16 protein-coding genes are annotated in these 20,210 nt (G+C 69.1%); 6 read left to right on the top strand and 10 right to left on the bottom strand.

What is annotated here, in order from left to right; genetic code table 11:
* From ACFY3D_RS19015 to ACFY3D_RS18975, 9 genes are all read right to left on the bottom strand, one after another.
* On the bottom strand, positions 1-463 hold a 463-nt coding region (locus tag ACFY3D_RS19015), incomplete at its 3' end, for a hypothetical protein (RefSeq protein ID WP_389980962.1).
* 168 nt (positions 464-631) lie between these two features.
* The gene (locus tag ACFY3D_RS19010; RefSeq protein WP_350943662.1) at positions 632-1,288 is read right to left on the bottom strand and encodes a methionine ABC transporter permease; all 657 of its coding nucleotides are present in this window, start codon (positions 1,286-1,288) and stop codon (positions 632-634) included.
* The gene (locus ACFY3D_RS19005; protein ID WP_389980960.1) at positions 1,285-2,247 is read right to left on the bottom strand and encodes a methionine ABC transporter ATP-binding protein; all 963 of its coding nucleotides are present in this window, start codon (positions 2,245-2,247) and stop codon (positions 1,285-1,287) included. Before ACFY3D_RS19005 ends, ACFY3D_RS19010 begins: the two co-directional genes overlap by 4 nt.
* Positions 2,248-2,442: 195 nt before the next feature.
* Entirely contained in the window at positions 2,443-3,585 is a 1,143-nt protein-coding gene (locus tag ACFY3D_RS19000; protein ID WP_389980958.1) for a Fic family protein, read from the bottom strand.
* Positions 3,586-3,721: 136 nt separating this feature from the next.
* On the bottom strand, positions 3,722-6,091 hold the full coding sequence (gene lon / locus ACFY3D_RS18995) for an endopeptidase La (protein ID WP_389980956.1): 2,370 nt from the start codon (positions 6,089-6,091) through the stop codon (positions 3,722-3,724).
* Positions 6,092-6,421: 330 nt separating this feature from the next.
* A complete protein-coding gene (locus tag ACFY3D_RS18990; protein WP_389980954.1) occupies positions 6,422-7,147 on the bottom strand; it encodes a GntR family transcriptional regulator in 726 nt (241 codons plus the stop codon).
* A 118-nt stretch (positions 7,148-7,265) separates the two neighbouring features.
* On the bottom strand, positions 7,266-8,963 hold the full coding sequence (locus tag ACFY3D_RS18985; RefSeq protein WP_389980952.1) for a dihydroxy-acid dehydratase: 1,698 nt from the start codon (positions 8,961-8,963) through the stop codon (positions 7,266-7,268).
* Between the two features lie 52 nt (positions 8,964-9,015).
* Positions 9,016-9,990 carry a cyclase family protein gene (locus ACFY3D_RS18980; RefSeq protein WP_362897013.1) on the bottom strand — a complete coding sequence of 325 codons (975 nt, stop codon included), beginning with the start codon at positions 9,988-9,990 and terminating at the stop codon, positions 9,016-9,018.
* Between the two features lie 29 nt (positions 9,991-10,019).
* On the bottom strand, positions 10,020-10,967 hold the full coding sequence (locus tag ACFY3D_RS18975) for a carbon-nitrogen hydrolase family protein (RefSeq protein WP_389980950.1): 948 nt from the start codon (positions 10,965-10,967) through the stop codon (positions 10,020-10,022).
* Positions 10,968-11,037: 70 nt separating this feature from the next.
* Here ACFY3D_RS18975 and ACFY3D_RS18970 point away from each other — a divergent pair, with 70 nt between their 5' ends.
* From ACFY3D_RS18970 to ACFY3D_RS18955, 4 genes are all read left to right on the top strand, one after another.
* On the top strand, positions 11,038-11,793 hold the full coding sequence (locus tag ACFY3D_RS18970; protein WP_389980948.1) for an SDR family NAD(P)-dependent oxidoreductase: 756 nt from the start codon (positions 11,038-11,040) through the stop codon (positions 11,791-11,793).
* Between the two features lie 59 nt (positions 11,794-11,852).
* The gene (locus tag ACFY3D_RS18965) at positions 11,853-12,899 is read left to right on the top strand and encodes an ABC transporter permease (RefSeq protein ID WP_389980946.1); all 1,047 of its coding nucleotides are present in this window, start codon (positions 11,853-11,855) and stop codon (positions 12,897-12,899) included.
* 52 nt (positions 12,900-12,951) lie between these two features.
* Positions 12,952-14,118, top strand: coding sequence for a substrate-binding domain-containing protein (locus tag ACFY3D_RS18960; protein WP_389980944.1), 1,167 nt, complete (start codon positions 12,952-12,954; stop codon positions 14,116-14,118).
* Between the two features lie 71 nt (positions 14,119-14,189).
* Complete coding sequence (locus ACFY3D_RS18955; RefSeq protein WP_389980942.1) at positions 14,190-16,682, top strand: ATP-binding cassette domain-containing protein; 2,493 nt, start codon at positions 14,190-14,192, stop codon at positions 16,680-16,682.
* Between the two features lie 164 nt (positions 16,683-16,846).
* Here the strand turns inward: ACFY3D_RS18955 and ACFY3D_RS18950 are convergent, their stop codons facing one another.
* Entirely contained in the window at positions 16,847-17,521 is a 675-nt protein-coding gene (locus tag ACFY3D_RS18950; RefSeq protein WP_350943675.1) for a cellulose-binding domain-containing protein, read from the bottom strand.
* A 513-nt stretch (positions 17,522-18,034) separates the two neighbouring features.
* On the opposite strand from ACFY3D_RS18950, the gene ACFY3D_RS18945 reads away from it, so the two are divergent.
* Together ACFY3D_RS18945 and ACFY3D_RS18940 are read left to right on the top strand one after the other, a co-directional pair.
* Positions 18,035-19,357, top strand: coding sequence for a sensor histidine kinase (locus tag ACFY3D_RS18945; RefSeq protein ID WP_389980939.1), 1,323 nt, complete (start codon positions 18,035-18,037; stop codon positions 19,355-19,357).
* A 37-nt stretch (positions 19,358-19,394) separates the two neighbouring features.
* Positions 19,395-20,171 (top strand): response regulator, encoded by a 777-nt coding sequence (locus tag ACFY3D_RS18940; protein ID WP_389980937.1) that lies wholly within the window; start codon positions 19,395-19,397, stop codon positions 20,169-20,171.
* Positions 20,172-20,210 lie beyond the last annotated feature (39 nt).

The following is a 20,210-nucleotide window of genomic DNA, read 5'->3' as shown; positions in this document are numbered from 1 at the left end:
TGCGTTCGTTCTCTCTCGCGGTGCTGGCCGGCATGGTGATCACGTTGATGACCCGGATGCAGCACGCCACCGACGATCTCGGGGTCCGGTTGGTGAGCTTACTGTCGACGGTGTAGTGGTATGTGTCCTCCCACTTCCACGCGCGCTTCTTGAACCACTGCTTCACCCACTTGCACTTCTTCTCACCCTTGTACCAGGTGCACTTCTTGACGATCTTGTGATACTTCTTCCAGTACCACTTCTTCTCCGACTTCTTCTCCACGGCGACCTTGCCTTCGGCCTCCGCCTTCTTGTCACCGGAGTAGTACGGTCCCCAACTGTCGGCGTAGAAGGGGTCCGCGGAGGTGGTCGTGGCGACGGTCTGGACGGGGGTCACGGTCTCGGCGTTGGCCATCGCCGGAGTAGCCGTGGCGAGCAGGGCGGCGACACCGGCGCCCAGGAGGATTCGGCTGGCGAATCGCATTTCGAGGGTTCCTCTCGGGAGTGAGGATTTTGACACCCACGTTGTACGATGCGCCGATTGCCCGTAACTTTCACTTCACTTAAAAGGCGAGGCCACATCAATGATCAAATAAAATTACTTGCCGGATAAATCATAAAATGGGGGTAAATGATCAGTGTGACAATCCGGTCAGTTACGCGCGAGACGACGGGCGACGGTGTCCCCCAGGGTCTGCACGAGTTGCACCACGACGACCAGCACGACAACGGTGACGATCATGAGCGTGGTCTCGAAGCGCTGGTAGCCGTAGCGGATGGCCAGGTCCCCCAGTCCTCCCCCGCCGATCGCCCCGGCCATCGCCGAGTACGAGATCAGCGCGACCACGGTCACCGTGAGCCCCGCGACCAGGCCCGGCATCGCCTCCGGCAGCAGGACCTTGCCGACGATGGTCACCCGTCCCGCCCCCATGGCCTGGGCCGCCTGCACCCTGTCCCTGCCGACCTCGCGCAGCGCGGTCTCCACCAGCCGGGCGAAGAACGGCGCCGCGCCGAGGGTCAGCGGGACCACCGAGGCGATGGTGCCGATGGTCGTGCCGACGATGAGCCTGGTCAGCGGGAGGATCGCGATCATCAGCACGATGAAGGGCAGCGAGCGGCCGATGTTCACGATCAGCCCGAGCACCCGGTTGAGCGCGGGCGAGGGGAACAGCCCGCCCCGGTCGGTGGCGACCAGCGCCACCCCGAGCGGGAGGCCGAGGATCACCGTGAACAGGGTCGACCACAGGACCATCTGGACGGTCTGGCCGGTCGACTCCAGCAGCAGCGGGAGCATCTCTTCCCAGGTCATCGGGCCTCCTCGACGAGCAGGCCGCGTCCGGCCAGGTAGGTGAGCGCGGCGGCGCGCTCGTCACCGGCGACGAGCAGGCGCAGCCGTCCCGTCGAGAGGCCCGCCACCTCCTCCAGCGCCCCGCCGAGGATGTTGACGTCGACGTCGAACTTGCGGACCACCTGCGAGACCACCGGCTCACCGGCCTGCCCGGTGAAGGTGATCGTGACCTGCCCCGGCTCCGGCTCGGGGAGAGGGAACAACTCGGCGGCGAGCCTGGAGCCGGGCCTGGAGATCAGCTCGGGGATGGTCCCCGACTCCTCGACCACGCCGTCCCGCATGATCGCGACCGAGTCGCAGATCGACTTCACGACGTGCATCTCGTGGGTGATCAGCAGGATCGTCAGGCCGAGCTCGCGGTTGAGACGCTTGAGCAGGGCGAGGATCGACTGCGTGGTGCCCGGGTCGAGCGCCGAGGTGGCCTCGTCCGACAGCAGGACCGGAGGGCTTCCCGCCAGCGCGCGGGCGATGCCGACCCGCTGCTTCTGCCCGCCCGACAGCTGCGCGGGGTGCGCCCCCGCCTTGTCGGCCAGCCCGACCAGCTCCAGCAGCTCGGCCGTACGTCTGGCCCGCTCGGCCTTGGCCATCCCCATCACCTCCAGCGGGAAGGCGACGTTCCCGGCGACCGTGCGGGAGGAGAGCAGGGCGAAGTGCTGGTGGATCATCCCGATCCGCTGCCGGGCCCTGCGCAGCTCACCCTCCTTCAGGCCGGTCAGCTCCTGTCCGGCCACCGAGACGGTGCCGGAGGTCGGCCGCTCCAGGAGGTTCACGCAGCGCAGCAGGGTGCTCTTACCGGCGCCGCTCTGCCCGAGCACGCCGAAGATCTCGCCCTCGCGGACGTGGAGATCCACCCCGTCGACGGCGACCACCTCTCGGCCCCGATCCTGATAGACCTTCCGCAGGCCCGACACATCGATCACAACCGGTTCCCAACGCGCCCGCTGTTTACCCTCATTCCCGACATGTTAGGTGAGATCAATCACTTGTCAGAAATATCGGCATATGGTGCCACCGACCACGACCGTACCCGGTCGCGCCGAGGTCCGGCCGGGGCCGGTCATGCCGATACCGGCTCCGCGGGATCGTCCCGATGGACGGCCGTGTCCGACCGCGAGCTAGTCACGCCGGTACGGGTCCCGCAGGGAGGTGATCCGCTGGGCGAAGTCCTCCTTGATCACCCGCATCCTCTCCCCGGGCGCGTAGAAGCGGCCCTTGGTCTCCCCGTACGGCGTCAGCCAGCCCTTCGCCGCCAGATCACGCAGGTCCCTGACCGCCTGTCCCTGGCTGAGCGACTCGTCCAGCTGGTATCTGCTTCGGCGCAGCCGCCGGTTGACGAACACCTCGTACAGCGCCGAGACCGTGCGGGGGTTGAGCCCGTCGGCGTCGATCCGCTCCTCCAGGAGCATCCACACCTCCCCCGCCTCCGAGAGTCTCCGCCGGACCTGCTGGGCCTGGAGGTGGTGGGCGCGCAGGCAGAAACGCACCCAGTGCAGCGTGTCTCCGTGCGGACTCCAACCGCGCCGCTGCATCCCCGCCAGGGCGTCGTAGTAGTCATAGGTGTTCCTGGCCTGCCCCAGCCACTCCTCGATGGAGGAGAACTCCGGGGTCGTGATCCGGTCCCTGCCGAGCACGAGTGTCTGGAGCGCCCGCGACATGCGGCCGTTGCCGTCGCGCCAGGGATGGATGCTCACCAGGTTGAAGTGGGCCATCGCCGCCCGCACGTGGCTCGGCGCATCCAGATCGCCCTCGTTGAGCCAGGTGACCAGCTCGGCCATCAGCTCCGGCACCAACTCGGCGTCCGGCCCCTCGTAGACGACCTCCCCGGTGGCGGAGTCGCGGACGTAGATGCCACCGGGCCGCACCGTGCCCGGGGTCTTGTCATGGTGATGACCGATCATCATGAAGTTGAGCGCGTGGAGCAGTCCGGCGTCGAACGCGAACACCGGGGCGCGGGAGAGCATCTGGATGTAGGTGAGCGCCTGCTGGTAGCCGGAGATCTCCTTGGCGACCGCACCGGAGGCCTCCAACGGCTCCTCACCGGCCATGATCGACTCGATGTCCTCGACGCTGGCTCGATAGCCTTCGATCGAGTTGGATCCCTGGATGGCCCGCGCCTGGAGCTGGCGCCGGAGCTGGCCGTCCCAGCGGTGGCTCTCCGCGAGACGGTATCTCAGGTCGCGGCGCATCTCCTCGATCTCGCCGAGCACCACTTCGTCGACGGCCTCCAGGGGAGGCGTTCCGTACAGCATGGATCCCATGCCACCATGACCAGATCATTTGGTCAATCGACTTGATGATTCGTTCATTTATATTCGCTACGTCCGTTTCATCCGGGAATGACGCGGACGGCCCGCTCTCTCGTCGGAGAGAGCGGGCCGTCTCGGAGAGCGCCGGTCAGGCGGCGGCGCGCTCGGCCACCTTGGCCGGGGTGAGCGCGATCTCCAGGACCTCGCGCACGTCGCTCACCGTGTGCACGGTGAGCTCGTCACGGACGGCCTGCGGGACGTCGTCCAGGTCGGGCTCGTTGCGCGCCGGGATCAGCACGGTCGTGATGCCCGCCCGGTGGGCGGCGAGCAGCTTCTGCTTCACCCCGCCGATCGGGAGCACCCGGCCGGTGAGGGAGACCTCGCCGGTCATCGCCACATCGGCGCGGACCTGACGGCCCGACAGCAGCGAGGCGAGGGCCGTGATCAGGGTGACGCCCGCGGACGGGCCGTCCTTGGGAACGGCTCCGGCCGGGAAGTGGACGTGCACCGAGCGGTCCTTGAGGGAACCGACGGGCAGCTCCAGCTCCGCGCCCCGCGAGCGCAGGTAGGAGAGCGCGATCCGAGCCGACTCCTTCATGACGTCGCCGAGCTGACCGGTGAGGGTCAGACCGGTGTCGCCGGTCTCGGGGTCGGCCAGGGACGCCTCCACATAGAGGACATCGCCTCCCGCTCCGGTGACCGCGAGGCCGGTGGCCACGCCGGGCACCGCCGTCCGCTGGCTGGACTCCGGAAGCGAGGACTCCGGCACGTTGCGCGGGCGGCCCAGGTAGGGGACCAGATCCTCCACCGTCACGGGCAGCTCGCTCTCGCCGAGCGCGACGTTCGCCGTCACCTTGCGCAGGATCCTGGCGATCGAGCGCTCCAGGGAGCGGACCCCGGCCTCCCTGGTGTACTCACCGGCGAGCTTGCGCAGCGCGTCCTCGCCGACGGTGACGTCCTCCGCGGTGAGACCGGCCTTGTCGAGCTGACGCGGAAGCAGGTGGTCGCGGGCGATGGCGACCTTCTCGTCCTCGGTGTAGCCGTCGAGCGTCACGATCTCCATGCGGTCCAGCAGCGGGCCGGGGATCGCCTCCAGCACGTTCGCGGTCGCCAGGAAGAGCACGTCGCTGAGGTCGAGCTCCACCTCCAGGTAGTGGTCGCGGAAGGTGTGGTTCTGCGCCGGGTCGAGCACCTCGAGGAGCGCGGCCGTGGGGTCGCCCCGGTAGTCGGAGCCGACCTTGTCGACCTCGTCGAGCAGCACGACCGGGTTCATCGAACCCGCCTCGCGGACGGCCCGGACGATCCGGCCGGACTGTGCCCCCACGTAGGTGCGCCGGTGACCGCGGATCTCGGCCTCGTCGCGCACGCCGCCGAGGGCGACCCGGACGAACTTCCTGCCCATCGCGCGGGCCACGGACTCGCCGAGGGAGGTCTTGCCGACCCCAGGAGGACCGGCCAGCGCGAGCACGGCGCCGCTGCGGCGTCCGCCGACCACGCCGAGGCCCTTCTCCGCCCTGCGTCCGCGGACGGCCAGGTATTCGATGATGCGGTCCTTGACGTCGTCGAGGCCGGTGTGGTCGGCGTCGAGGACGGCGCGGGCCGCGGCGATGTCGTAGGAGTCCTCGGTCCGCTCGTTCCACGGGATGTCGAGGACGGTGTCGAGCCAGGTGCGGATCCAGCCGGTCTCCGGAGACTGGTCGGAGGTCCGCTCCAGCTTGTCGACCTCCTTGAGCGCGGCCTCGCGGACCTTCTCGGGCAGGTCGGCGGCCTCGACGCGGGAGCGGTAGTCCTCCTCCTCGGAGGCGGAGGTGTCACCGTTCAGCTCGGCGAGCTCCTTGCGGACCGCGGCGAGTTGCTGGCGGAGCAGGAACTCGCGCTGCTGCTTCTCCATGCCCTCCTGGACGTCCTTGCGGATCGTCTCGGCCACGTCGAGCTCGGCCAGGTGCTCGCGCGACCACTCGACCAGCTTCTCCAAGCGGTCGGCCGGGTCGGCGGTCTGGAGGATCTCGGCCTTGCGCGGGACGCTCAGCCAGGGGGCGTACCCCGAGTTGTCGGCGAGGATCGAGGGGTCGTCCATCTGGTTGACCGCGTCGACGACCTGCCAGGCGCCCCGCTTCTGCAGGATCGTGGTGGCCAGCGCCTTGTACTCCTTGGCGAGCTCGTGGGCGCGCTCACCCGCCGCGACGGCGGGGATGCGGGTGGCCTGCACCCACAGGGCCGCGCCGGGGCCGGTCGTGCCGGTGCCCACGCGCACCCGGTCGACGCCGCGCACCACGGCCGCCGGCTCGCCTCCGGGGAGCCTGCCCACCTGCTCGACGATCGCCCGCACGCCCACCGAGCCGTATCTGCCGTCGATCCGGGGAACGAGAAGGACCTCGGGCTTGTTGTCAGCGAGAGCCTGCGCCGCGTCGATCGCGGCCCGGACCTCGGTCTCCGACAGGTCAAGCGGGACCACCATGCCCGGCAGCACGACCTCGTCGTCGAGCGGCAGGACCGGGAGGATCAAGCTCTCACTCATGTGAACTCCAAGGGTTGAGTTATACACACTCAATTAATGGGAGTCCGATAATGTTCCCGGCCTTGAGCCTGTTCGCTGTGAGCGATCGTAATTGTGTAATCACGGCTGCTCGGACAACCCGACCGCTTCAGGAGTGCGTGTACGCCGCACCGCGTCGGCGGAGGGGTGAGGAAGATCGCGCCTCAGGGGCGGAGGACGGCCGATACGCCGCCGGGCACCCCTCGCGAGGGGTGCCCGGCGGCGAGACGTCCGGCGCTCGCGCGGAGCCGTCTCACCGTCATCGAGCACGAGGCCGACGCGGGGCACGTCCGGTGCCCGCGCGCGGAGCCGTCAGGGGTTCGAGGGGTTCCGGGGCGAGACGACGGGGAAGACCGGAGGTTCGAAACCGGCCCCGGTGAGCGGATCCCCGGTCGACTGGGTCAGCAGCAGGCGCGTGGTCTCCAGTAGATGATCGTGCATGGCCTGTGCGGCACCCTGGTTGTCACGGGCCTGAATGCGCTCCAGGATGCGCTCGTGAACTCGCCAGATGTCGGCGAGCGTCCTGGTCCGGGTCGTGGACAGACCTCGGGCGGACATCTGGGCGCGTGTCGTCGCGACGCTCTGGGTCACCCGCTCGTTGCCCGCTCCTTCCAGGATCAGCTGATGGAACTTCACATCCTCCTCCTGGAAGAGGCGCTCGTCCCCGATCTCGACCGCCTTGCCCATCTTCTCCAGTGCCTCCGAGACCGATGCGATCTGGTCGTCGTTCATCGTGGTCGCGGCGCGATAGACCGAGGGGACCTCGAGCAGGAAACGGATCGAGTAGATCTCCTCGATGTCACGCGTCGTCATCTGGAGGATCCTGACACCGCGGCTGCGTTCGAAACTGACGACCCCATGGGTGGCGAGCTGGAGGAGAGCCTCCCGGACCGGCGTCCGGGACACTCCCAACTGGGCGGCGATCCCCACCACGGAGTGCAACGTGCCAGGTGCCAGCTCGCCGGTGAGGATGGCCCGGCGGATGACTTCGAACGTCTGAGTCGTCAGCGTTGTCTTATCCGTCGAAATCTGTTCCATCCGGCATGGCTCCTGGTGTTTTTTGATCTACAGCGTCTGACGTGACGCTCAATGATGCCCCTGCTGACTCAGGGACGCATCCAGAGAGCGACATGCGGCGTGTGGCATGGCAACCGTTTCAGAGAAATGATAGATCGGCTCCCTCGGTGGCCGGGAGCACCGTCTGCGCGTACAGTCGCCGCCAGCCGCGTGCCGGCAGCTCGGGCGGGACGAAGTCCGCACGGCGCCGCTCCAGTTCGTCCTCGTCCACGAGCAGGTCGAGTCGCCGGGCCGCGACGTCCAGTCTGATGAGATCGCCGTCACGGACCAGCGCGATCGGTCCCCCTGCCGCGCCCTCCGGGGTGCAGTGCAGCACCACGGTGCCGTAGGAGGTGCCGCTCATCCGCGCGTCGGAGACCCTGACCATGTCCCGGATCCCGGCGCGGGCCAGCTTGGCGGGGATGGGCAGGGCACCGGCCTCCGGCATCCCCGCGGCGACGGGGCCCGCGTTGCGCAGCACCAGCACGTGATCCGGCGTGACGTCCAGATCCGGGTCGTCCAGGATCCGGGCCGCGTCCTCCGCCGAGTCGACGACCAGCGCGGGTCCGGTGTGGTCCATCAGGTGAGGGCTCGCGGCGGCGGTCTTGATGACCGCGCCGCCCGGGGCCAGCGTGCCGTGCAGCACCGCCAGACTCCCCGCCGCTCCCAGGGGGTCCTTCAGCGGGCGGATCGTGGTCTGCCAGTCCTGCCGGGCGGGGGTCCGCTCGATCAGCGATCCCAGGGTGTTCCCCGAGACCCCGACCGTCTCCGGTTCGAGCATGGGCTCCAGGACCTTCAGCAGCGCCGGCAGTCCTCCGGAACGGTGGAAGTCCTCCAGGTAACCCGATCCGGCGGGCTTGCAGTCGACCAGGAGCGGCACCTCGGCGCCGATCGCGTCGAAGTCCCTGAGGTCGAGCGGCACCCCGGCCCTTCGTGCCACGGCGGTCAGGTGGATCAGCGCGTTCGTCGATCCGCTCAACGCCGAGAGCACGCGGATGGCGTTGCGGAACGCCGCGGGGGTCATGATCTCCCTCGGCAGCGGGCCTCCCGACCGGCCGAGTTCGACGGCGCGGCGGCCGGTCTCGACACCGTGCCGGAGGCGGGCGCCGGTGGCGGCGGGCGGCGTCGCGCCTCCCGGCAGCATCATGCCGAGGGTCTCGGTGAGGCAGGCCATGGTGGAGGCGGTTCCCATGACCGCGCATGTTCCCGCGGTCGACACCAGTTCGTCGCGGACACCGGTGATCTCCGCCTCGTCGAGTTCGCCGCCGCGGTGCCTGCCCCAGAAACGCCGGCAGTCGGTGCAGGCCCCGAGCCGCTCGCCCTGCCAGCTGCCCGTCATCATCGGCCCGACGACCTCAAGGAGCACCGGCTTGTCCGACGAGGCCGCGGCCATCAGCTGGGCCGGCACGGTCTTGTCGCATCCGCCGAGCAGGACCGCGGCGTCCATCGGAAGCGCGCGGATCATCTCCTCGGTGTCCATCGCGAGCAGGTTGCGGAACAGCATCGTCGTGGGGGAGGTCAGGATCTCCCCGAGCGAGATGGTGGGGAACTCCATGGGAAGGCCGCCGGCCTCCAGGACCCCGCGCCTGACCGCCGCCAGCAGCGCGGGCATGTCGCGGTGGCAGGTGTTGTAGTCGGACTTCGTCACCGCGATCCCGACGATCGGCCGGTCCAGCGCCACGTCGTCGTACCCGCTGGAGGCCAGGAAGGCACGCCGGAGGTACTTGCTGAAACCGTCGTCACCGTATGACGTGCGAGCCCGGTCGATGACCGATTCGGTCGGGGGCGTCGTATTCATGGTGGGTGGACCTCCGGGGGTCAAACCGATCGGGGGGAAGGAAGAGGGGGCGTCAGTGTCGGAGAGGCATGGCGAGCGGACGCGTGGGAGCACCGGTCGCGCCGCGGAGCTTCAGGGAGGCGGCGACGAAGGCGAATTCGTGGAGCCCGTCCGCCGAGAGCCGCTCGCAGTCGACCACCTCCATGATGGGGACGCCCGCCTCTCCCATGAGATAGGTGTGGACGACCTGCCAGTTCTCCTCGTCCGCGGCCGGCATCTGCTCCAGGGCGAGGGTGTCGCCGCCGATGACCGAGGCGCCGAGCCGGGCGAGGAACCGGGCCCCCTCCAGGTTCAGGCCGGGACTGTTGTCGATGTAGGCGTCGATCTTCGGCCAGGCACGCATCCGGCCCGTGCGCACCAGCGCCACGTCACCGGGCCGGAACTCGACGTTCTGACGTCGCAGCGCCTGGCGGAGGTCCTCCTCGCCGATCCCGTGGTTGTCGGGAAGCATGTCGACGTCGTGCAGCGCGGCGACGTCGAAGAGCACGCCGCGGGCGATGATGGGAGGGATCTTGTCCGCACCGCACCTGGTCCAGTGCCGGGAGCTGATGTGGTCCTGCGCGGAGAAGCCGTTCCAGATCCGGCCGTTGTACCCGAAGTGGTTCAACGTGTCGATGTGGGTTCCGCAGTGCGTGTACATCGAGATGGCGTCGCCGGAGTAGGAGACCAGTTCGTTCTGCTCGCGCCCCATTCCGGTGATGTCGTCCAGGACTGTACCGGCCGGGGTGTGCGTCATCCACTGCTGGAAGCCGGGGTCGCCCGCCTTCGTCCACGAGGGCATTCCGACGAAGTAGTCCACCGACAGGTCGATGGCACTGCCGCCGTCCGCCCGTCGCAGCACCTCGCGCGAGGCCTCGGGGGTGAGCAGGTTCAGCATGCCGATCTCGTCGTCGGGGCCGAATGGGCTACGGGTGACCTCTCGGAACGTGGCACAGTACGCCGCGATCTTGTCCCTGGTCGCCTCACTGATGAGCGCGGGCCCGCACATGGTGGTGTCCGCCTTCCTGTTCGCTTCGCTTACCGGCCCGGGGGCACCGGGCGGGTGATCTCGCCGTACATCTCGGGGCGGCGTCCGGAGAACACCGGGAGTTCGAACCGGCCGGGCTCGATGATCAGTCTCTTCGTCCGGGCGTTCCGCACGTCGATCTCCGCTCCGAACAACCCCTCCTCCTGCCCGGCGTCCACCAGCACCGCTCCGGAGGGCGCGATGATCTGGCTCCTGCCGATGAAGGGGGTGCCTGCCTCGGAGTCGGGGCGGTCGGCCACCGCGAGATAGGTGAGGTTCTCCAGCGCGCGCACCCGTGTCACGTGGTCGGCGAGGAAGTCCGACCCCGCGGGCCAGTTGGTGGGCATCGCGATGACGTCGGCGCCCTGGAGCGCGAGCTCGCGAGCGGACTCGGGGAACCTCAGGTCGAAGCAGATCATCACACCGACCCTGCCGAAGGGGGTGTCGACCACCCGGGGCTCGGTGCCGTCGCCCTGTTCGACGAAACGGTCCGCACCGAGGTAGGGCAGGTGTTGTTTACGGTAACGGCCGATGATCCCGGAGGGCCCGATCACCAGGGCCGAGTTGTGGACCACCCCGTCCGTCTCCTCCAGGAGACCGACCACCGCGTGGATGGAGTTCGCACGGCAGGCGTCCACCACGCGGCCGATCCGCGGATCCGCGACGTTGAGCGCGGCGGCGTAGGTGTCGGCACGGGAGTCGAACAGGTAGCCGGTGAGCACGCATTCGGGGAAGACCACCAGCCGGTGCCCGGCCGTGGCGCCTGCCCGCAGGATCTCAACGACTCGATCGACGTTCGCCGCCGCATCCGTTCGGTCGACGCTCATCTGAGCCACGCCGATCGGGATGCCGGACCCCGTATCCAAACCGGGCAATGTGCACCTCTGATGTCCATGAGGGAGTGAACACGGCTCAGAGTTGCATGCAGCATGCTGCACGTCAAGCGCAGCATTCACCATTGACATGCAAAGTGCTGCATGCAATGGTGGCCCGACCTGATTCGGACATTGCACCTGAGAGGTAACGGTCATGCCAGAAGTAGTTGTCCTCGCCGGTGCCGTGGGCGGGATCGGCGCCGCGACGGCCCGCGAATGCGCGGCGGCCGGCATGTCCGTCCTGCTGACGGATCAACGGGCCGAGCTCGCGGAGCGGCTCGCCGCCGAACTCCGCTCGACCGGCGCGGACGCGGTGGCACACGGACTGGACGTCACCGACGAGGAGGCCGTCGCCGGGACCGTGCGGATCGCTCTCGACCGGTGGGGCCGAATCGACGGTCTGGTGAACTGCGCCGCCACCATCGTGGCGAAACCGCTGGTCGACACCACACTCGCCGACTGGGAGCGGGTCATCACGATCAACGCGACCGGCACCTTCCTGCTGAACAAGCACGTGGTGCGCGCGATGCTCGCCCAGGGGTCACCGGGCTCCATCGTCAACCTCTCCTCGATCTCGGGGACCGTCGGCCTGGCCAACCAGGCCGCGTACTGCGCCTCCAAGGGTGCGGTGTCGCAGCTGTCCCGCCAGATCGCCGTCGACTACGCCGCCGCCGGGATCCGGTGCAACGTGGTCAGCCCCGGGTCCGTGGTCACCGAGCAGCTGGAGACCTACCTCGGGTCCCAGCCCGATCCCGAATCGGCTCGGCGGCGCCTCATCGAAGGCCATCCGATCGCGCGTCTCGCGGAACCGCGGGAGGTGGCCAAGGTGATCCTTTTCCTGCTGAGCCCCGCCGCCGGCTTCATGACCGGGGCGGACGTGGCCGTAGACGGCGGCTACACCGCCGTCTGAGAGCACCGGCGTACCTCCCCCATCCCCGGCTCGCGCAGTTTCCAGAAAGGGAATCGGAAATGTCTCGGCATACGACCTTGCCGCCGACGAGGCGCACCGCTCCCGGTGGACCGATCGACCCGCGCCGCCTCCTGACAGGCCGGTTCTCCTCGATCTGGCTGATCACGCTGCTGCTCTTCGCCGCCAGCCCGCTGATCTCCCCCGGCAGCCTGTCCGGCTCCGCCGTCCTGTCGATGCTCCCGTTCGCCGCCGTGATGGCGATCGCCGCGCTCGGCCAGACCCTCGTCGTCTCCCAGGGCGGCATCGATCTGTCGGTGCCGGGAGTGATGGCGCTGGCCGCGGTCCTGGCGACCAAACTGCCGACGGTCACGAGTGTGCCGGTCTGGGCGGCGGTCGCGATGGGGATCGCGGCGGGCGCGGTGAGCGGTCTGGTCATCGGCATCGCCGTGGTGCGGTTGTCCATCGCCGCGTTCGTCGCCTCCCTCGCGGTGAACTCCATCCTCATCGGCATCGTCCTGCAGGTCTCCAAGGGGTTCCCCGCCTCCGCCGCACCCGGCCTGAGCGCCTTCGCCGTCGGATCCGTGTGGGGCGTCCCCAACCTGCTGCTGGTCGCCGTCGTGGTGGTCACCTTCGCGCACTGGGGGGTCCGGCACACGGTGCTCGGCCGTCGCTTCGTCGCGGTCGGCGCCGGGCGGCCCGCGGCGCGGCTGCTCGGTCTGCCCACCGGCTCCTACGAGGCGGGTGCCTACGTGACGGCGGGTATCTGCTACTCGCTGGCCGGCGTCCTGCTCGCGGGTTACCTGCGGACTCCGGACATCCTGCTCGGGAACACCTACCTGCTCCCCACGATCGCGGCCGTCGTCCTGGGCGGAAGCCTGCTGTCCGGCGGCATCACCAGCCTGGCCGCCACCGCCGTCGCCGCCCTGTTCCTCACCCAGCTGGACCAGGTGGTCCTCGCCGCCGGCGCCTCCACCGCCACCCAGCTGCTCGTCCAGGCAGGCGTGCTCGCGCTGAGCGTGGTGTTCCGCGGAGTGCCCTGGGGCACCGTCCGCACGCGGCTGAGAACCCGTTCCCCCGCTACCCGATCCATGCCGTCATCACCGTGAACGGCGAGCTTCCTCCCTCCCCAAGAAGTGTCACCCCCGACAGGAGATCGCAATGCCTCCCACCAAACCTCGATTCCGGGCCCGCCAGTCGGCCGCCGTTCTGGCACTCGCGCTCCTCGGCGCGGCGGGCTGCGCCGGCGGCCCGGGCGAGACGAAGGCCGCCGGCGGTGTGCAGGACGTCTACAGCGACGTGGCCCGGACCGGAGACGTCTCCCAGCTCCGCCCCATGACGGACTTCTGCGGCACCAAACCGGTGAAGGTCGCGCTCGCCGACGGTACCGGCGACAACGCCTTCAGGAAGACGGCCCGCGCCGAGTTCGAGGACGAGGCGAGCAAGTGTCCCAACATCACCGTGCTGCCGTACGCCGACGGTCAGAACAACCCGCAGAAGGCGATCAGTGACATCAAGGCCCTGGTCGCCCAGGGTGTCGAGGCCCTGGTCGTCTTCCCCGACGCGGGCGAGGCACTGCTGCCGACCCTGCGCGAGGCCTACAAGGCGGGCGTGCAGGTGGTGCCGTGGACGGCGAACCCGGGAGGCAAACCGGGCCAGGACTACACCACGTTCGTCGGCCACAACACGGTCAACGACGGCGTGACGTGGACGCGCTGGATGTGCGAGAACCTCGGGAGCAAGGGCGGAAACGTCGTCTTCCTCGGCGGTACCCCGGGCAACACCCAGAGCATCACCGAGATGGTCGGCATCGAGAAGGAACTCAAGGAGAACACCGCCTGCGCGAGCGTCAAGCTGCTGAACGAGCCCGGCAAGCCGATCGACACGAACTGGAACCCGGCCCAGCTGCAGAAGGTCGTGTCCGGACTGCTCACCAAGTACCCGAGCATCGACGGTGTGATCACCGACTCCGGTGACGCGTCGCTGGGTGGCATCCGCGCCTTCCTCCAGGCCGGTCGGCCCCTGCCGTTGTGGACCGCCAACGACCTCAACGGCTTCGCCTGCGCCTGGAAGGAGAACTCGGCCAAGCAACCGACCTTCCAGACCGTGACCGTGTCCTCGCGTACATGGATCATCCGCCTCGCACTGCGCAAGGCCGTCGCCGCTCACCAGGGCATCAAGAACGACGAGCCCGAGATCATCAACATCCCGATCTTCGAGAACACCCTGGACGAGACGAAGCCCCCCAAGTGCGACCCCGATCTTCCCGCCAGCGCGATCCTGTCCTCCGAGCTCACGCCGGAGCAGCTCAAGCAGGCCTACAACTGATCACTCGTTGTGTTCCGCCGGGCGCGCACCCGGCGGAGCGCATTGAGCCTGAGTGAGGAGTGATCCTTCGCATGGCCGATTCGAACGCTGGACTGGTTCTCCGCGGGGTGACCAAACGCTTCCCCGGCGTCGTCGCGCTCGACGGCGTCGAGTTCCAGGCCCGTCCGGGCGAGGTGCACGCCCTGGTCGGAGGGAACGGCGCCGGGAAGTCCACGCTCATGGCCGTGGCCTCCGGCGCACTGGCACCCGACGCCGGCACCGTCGAGATCGCGGGCTCGCCGATGCGGCAGCGGTCCCCGATCGCCGCCCGGGAGCAGGGCCTGGCCATCGCCTTCCAGCATCCGGCGCTTCTCCCCGACCTCACGGTCACCGAGAACCTCCTGCTGAGCGTGCCGAAGCGGCTGCGGCCGTCATTCGGCGACGCCCAGGACTGGGCTCGGAAACAGCTGCTCGTCATGGGGATGGACATCGACCCGGCCGTCGCGGCCGGGCGGTTGACCCTGGCCGAGAAGCAGGCGGTCGAGATCTGCGGTGCCTTCGCCTGCGAGCCCGGCGTCCTGATTCTCGACGAACCGACCGAGCCCTTCATGGCGGCCGAGATCGAGAGACTCTTCGAGCAGGTCAGGCTCGCCGCGGCCCGCGGCATGACGGTGATCTACATCAGTCATCGGCTGCCCGACGTGATGGCACTGTCCGACCGGCTCACGGTACTGCGCGACGGGCAGGTGCGCGGAACCTTCCTCTCCTCCGAGGTATCCGAGCAGGAGGTCATCACCCGCATCGCGGGACGCGAGATCGAGGCGCTGTTCCCACCGCGCCCCTCGTCCGTCGGCGACGTCGTGATGGAGGTCAGGGACCTGCGCTCGGACCGGCTCCGGGGGATCACCACCACGCTGGCCCGCAACGAGGTTCTCGGCCTCGCCGGCGTGGAAGGCAACGGACAGCGCGACTTCATCCGGTCACTCGGCGGCGCCGACCCGGTGACCGGCGGCGACGTCGTCGTCTCCGGTCGTCCCGTCGATCTCGGCAGCCCACGTCGTGCCCGGCGTGCCGGCGTCGTGCTCATGCCCCAGGAACGGCACGTCGAGGGCGTCGCGACCGTACTGTCGGTCAAGGAGAACCTGGGCGTCGCCGCCACGGGTGAGACGGCGGTCGCCGGTGTGGTGCGAGGCTCGGCGGAGAACTCGATCGTGGCCGAGGAGATCAGCCGGCTCGGCATCAAGGTGGCCTCGCCCGACTCCGCCGTGGAGCACCTGTCGGGAGGAAACCAGCAGAAGGTCGTGCTCGGCCGGGCCCTGCTCTCCGCGCCCAAGGTGCTGCTCTGCGACGAGCCCACCCAAGGCATCGACGTCGGTGTCCGCTCCGACATCTACCACCGGCTCCGCTCCACCGCCGAGTCGGGAACACCCGTCGTGGTGCTCAGCTCGGACAACGTCGAACTGGCCGGGTTGTGCGACCGGGTACTGGTCTTCTCCCAGGGACGGGTCGTCCGCGAACTGACCGGCGACGAGATCTCCGACCACTCCCTCACCGAGGCGTCCCTGACGGCCGCGACCTCGGCGCGGACGGCGGAGTCCTCGGTACGGACACGAGGCACGGGCCTGTTCGGCGGAGTGCGGCGTCTGCTCTCCAGCGAGCAGGCACCCAGCGCGTTCCTCGCGATCGCGATCGTGCTGCTCGCCGCGGTGAGCGCGACCCGTAGCGACCGTTTCCTGTCCGAGTTCAACATCGCGAGCATGCTGGGACTGCTGGCACCGGTACTCTTCCTCGCCGCCGGCCAGCTCGTCGTCATCCTCACCGGGGGGATCGACCTCTCCGTCGGCCCCCTGAGCGGGGCCCTCGTGGTCATCGCGTCGTTCTACGTCCTCGACGGGTACGGGGCCGGCTGGTGGATCCTGGGCTTCCTGCTGATGATCCTCATGGCGACCGGTGTGGGTCTGGCCAACGGAGCGATGGTCAGATTCGCCAGGGTGACACCGGTGGTCGCCACCCTGGTCACCTACACCGCGCTCCAGGGATTCTCCCTGTTCATGCGGGACTCGCCCGGAGGCTCCATCGCCACCTCCGTCACCGAGGCGCTCAGCGCGCGCATCGGCCCGATTCCCTGGGCTGTGATCGTCGGTGCCGTTCTCCTCGTCCTGCTGGAAGTGATGTCCAGGCGCTCCATGACGGGGCTCAGGTTGCGGGGGGCCGGCTCGTCGGAACACGCGGCACGGAACCGGGGCATCCCGGTGGAACGCGTTCACCTGGTCGTCTATCTGGCCAGCGCGCTCTTCACCGTGTGCGGCGCCCTGCTGCTGATGGCGCAGATCGGCGTGGGCGACCCGACGGCGGGCATCAGTTACACGATGGCCGCCATCACCGCGGTCGTCCTCGGTGGGGCCTCGATCTTCGGGGGCAGGGGCAGCTTCGTCGGCGTCCTGTTCGGAGTCGTGCTCCTGCAGCTCATCCAGAACACCACGGTGTTCCTCGGTCTGTCGCAGTCGTGGCAGTACTGGATGCTGGGTCTCATGGCACTGGGCGCGACGGCGATCTACTCACAGGTCCGCACCGCGCGAGCGTGACAGGCGGACGGCCACGCGCCTCCCGGCGGGCAGCCCGGATCACGGGTGCCCGACATCGCGACCGGCTGCCACCGGGACCACCGGGGCCCTCTTCGGCTTCCGGTCACGCTGTCGGGCACACCTTGACCGTTCAGAGGGGGCGTGTCATCGGGTCGGTCCCTCCCTCACCCCCGGCTACACACGATCCCGTTGATCTGGAAGGCCGCCGGGGTGGGGTTGGCTCCGCCATGGGTTCCCTGGAAGCCGATGAGCCGGGACTGCCCGGGAGACAGGTCCTTGTTCCAGGCCAGGCTCTTGGCCGTCACCGCGGTCCCGGTCTGCGACCAGGTGGCCTCCCAGCCCGAGGTCACCCGCTGACCTGAGTCGGCGAAGGTGAACGTGAGCCGCCAGTCGGTGAGGGGGGTGGAACCGGTGTTGGAGATCTTGATGTGCGTGCTCATTCCGGTGCTCCACGGCCAGGAGGTGTACTCCACCTCGCAGCTGCCGGTCGGCGTCGGCGTGGGTGGCATGGGGAGGTCGTTGTAGATCTTGACGGCCACCGTTCCGGACGGAGGGCTCACCTCGTTCAGGGGGTCGACGGCCACGACGTACAGGTGGTACGTCACCGACTCGACGCCGCGCGGGGGAAACGGAAGGTAGACCGTCCCCTCGGTCGCCGCGGACTGGAAGGTGGCCACCCTGACGGCCGTGCCGTTCCTGTCCTCGTACACGTAGTAGCAGGCGATGCCCTGCGGGTCGCTGGAGGCGGCCCAGCTCAGGCGTGCCGAGTTGAGCACGACGCTCAGGACCGTCGGCGTTCCCGGCGCGGTCGGCGGGCTGCTGGAGGGCGCCGGGGTCACCGGGCCCGTATGGCACGGAGGGGCACCGGACGGAGCGGGCGACGGCGCCGGTGCCGGTGCGGCCGTGGCGCTCCCTGCCGCCATGAGGACGAGAGCCGCGGCCGTCAATCCTCCGGTGACCCAACCGGCCAACCATGTCCTTACTCGCATCGACCTACCTCCCCGTACCGATCAGTCTTTTCCACGAAAATCACCCTCAGGATGGGAATGGTCAACGCCGCGCGACCACCACGCCCGGCTGTCCCTGATGAACGAGGTCGGCCGATGAAACGTTCAGCGAAGACGGGTACCGACGGAGAGCCGGAGAAGGTCCTCGGCCCACGGTGAGGACACGGGAGGTACCAAGGCAAGGCCACCGCTCCGGGTGGACCGCTCTTCCGAAAGACCCGGGTGGTTCCTGCGGGTGATGCCGGGGTCTCGCCCCACGGTGGCCGAGTGGCTCCTGCGGGTGATGCCGAGGTCTCACCCCACGGTGGGACGCGGAGTGGGCCCCACCCTGCCTAGGCTGTTCCGGTGATCTCCAGCTCCGCCCGGCGGTTCCTCTCGCGACGTACGTGGCGGGTGCGGGAGATCGCCGTACCGCTGCTCCGCCCGCTCACCGAGGCGCTGGTGACCGGGGTGTCCGACCCGGCCCGTCCTCGGTCACGCCGCCTCACCCCCCGGATGCCGGGAGTGCTGGGCCTGCTGCCGTTCCGCAGGGTCGACCTGGTCCTGCTGGGCGACCTGCTGCTCGCCTTCCTGCTGTTCAACCTGGCCCTGTCCGACCTCCAGGCCCGGGTGGTCGCGACGCGCTCGCCCCTCGATCCCCAGGGGATCGTGTTCGCGGCCCTCGCCTTCTCCCTGCCGCTCGCACTGCGCGACCGGTGGCCGCTGGCGGCCTGGCGGTCGGCCTTCCTTCTCATCCCGCTGGGAACCGTCGTCTCGCGGCAACTCCTCGGCGACATCCCCTACACCGGGTCCACCACATTCATGTACACGCTCGTGGTCTACGCGGTCGCGGTCCGCTGCGAGCGGCACATCACCATCGGTGTGTGGATCGCCTCGGTCCTGGGCTCCTGGATGATCCATCCCGGCTCGGTGAACGTCATCACCGGCATGGTCACGGTGACCGTCCTGTTCGGCCACAACGTGCGCGCCCGGCGGCTGGCCGCCGGACTGCTGGCCAGGGAGGAACGGCGCAGCGAGCGCGCCCTCGCGGCCCAGGCCGCCCTTGAGGAACGGGCCAGGATCGCCAGAGAGCTCCACGACGTCGTCGCCCACCACATGTCGGTGATCGCCATCCAGGCCGAGGCCGTCCCGATGCAGGCTGCCGGAGACGCGCGGCGCCTGGAGGAGGGACTGAAGGAGATCCGGGCGCTGTCCCTCGCGGCGATGACCGAGATGCGCCGTGTGCTCGGCGTCCTGCGGGAGGAGGACGAGCACGCCGACACCGCGCCGCAGCCGGGTCTCGGCCGTCTGGAGGAGCTCGTCGACACCGCGCGCTCCGCCGGGCTCGGCGTGACGCTCAAACTGAGCGGCGACCTGATCGGGCTGCCCACGGCGGTGAGCCTGTCCGCCTACCGGATCGCCCAGGAGTCGCTCAGCAACGCCATGCGGCACGCCCCCGGCTCCGCTGTCTCGCTGCGCATCGCCCGATACCGTTCCGAGCTGCACATCCACGTGACGAACAACACCGGATACCGCTCCCCCAGGCAGCGAGGGGCCAAGGGGCATATGGGACACGGCCTGATCGGGATGCGGGAACGGGTGTCCATGCTCGGCGGGAAGCTCTGGGCCGGTCCGACCGGGACGGGCTTCGCGGTCACCGCCATACTGCCGATCACCGAGGACGTATGAACCCTTCCCTCAAAGGCTCCCCGCTCAAGGAGATGCGATGACGATCCGGGTGCTCATCGCCGACGATCAGGGCATGGTACGGACCGGTTTCACGGTGTTCCTGAGCTCGCAGCCCGACATCGAGGTCGTCGGCGAGGCCGCCAACGGCGCCGAGGCCGTGGCACGGGTGGCCGAGTTGCGGCCCGACGTGGTGCTGATGGACGTGCGGATGCCGGTGATGGACGGCCTGACCGCCACCCGCCACATCCTCACCCCCGGAACCTCTTCTCCTCCCGCCCCTTCCTTACGGGCGAGTTCCGGGCTCGCCGCACCCACGCACTCCTCCGTACGGCCGGACTCCCCCGCCTCCCCCGGCCCGCCCGACGATCCCGGCGCGCGTCCTTCCCTGCCGAAGGTGCTGATCCTGACCACGTTCGACCTCGACGACTACGTGTACGAGGCGCTGCGCGCGGGGGCGAGTGGCTTCCTGCTCAAGGACGCCTCCGCGCAACAACTCGCCGAGGCGGTCCGGGTGGTGGCGGCCGGGGAGGCGCTGCTGGCACCTTCGGTGACCCGGCGGCTGATCGCGGAGTTCGCCCGCGTCGGCCCGAGCCGCCCGCGCGGACGCCTGGACGACATCACCGAGCGGGAGACGGAGGTGCTCGCGCTCATCGCGCGCGGCAGGTCCAACCAGGAGATCGCCGAGGAGCTCATGCTCTCGGAACAGACGGTCAAGACCCATGTGGGCAGGATCCTCGCGAAGCTGAACCTGCGCGACCGCGCCCAGGCGATCGTCCACGCCTACGAGACAGGCCTGGTCCGCCCCGGCGAGTGACCCCGGGATCGGCCCTCTCGTTCCCGAGGGGGACAGGGA

The organism is Streptosporangium sp. NPDC000509, assembly GCF_042898365.1.
In the GTDB taxonomy this organism is placed as follows: Bacteria; Actinomycetota; Actinomycetes; order Streptosporangiales; family Streptosporangiaceae; genus Streptosporangium.
The sequence above is the reverse complement of the archived record's forward strand: the minus strand, read 5'-3'. Positions and strand labels throughout refer to the sequence as shown.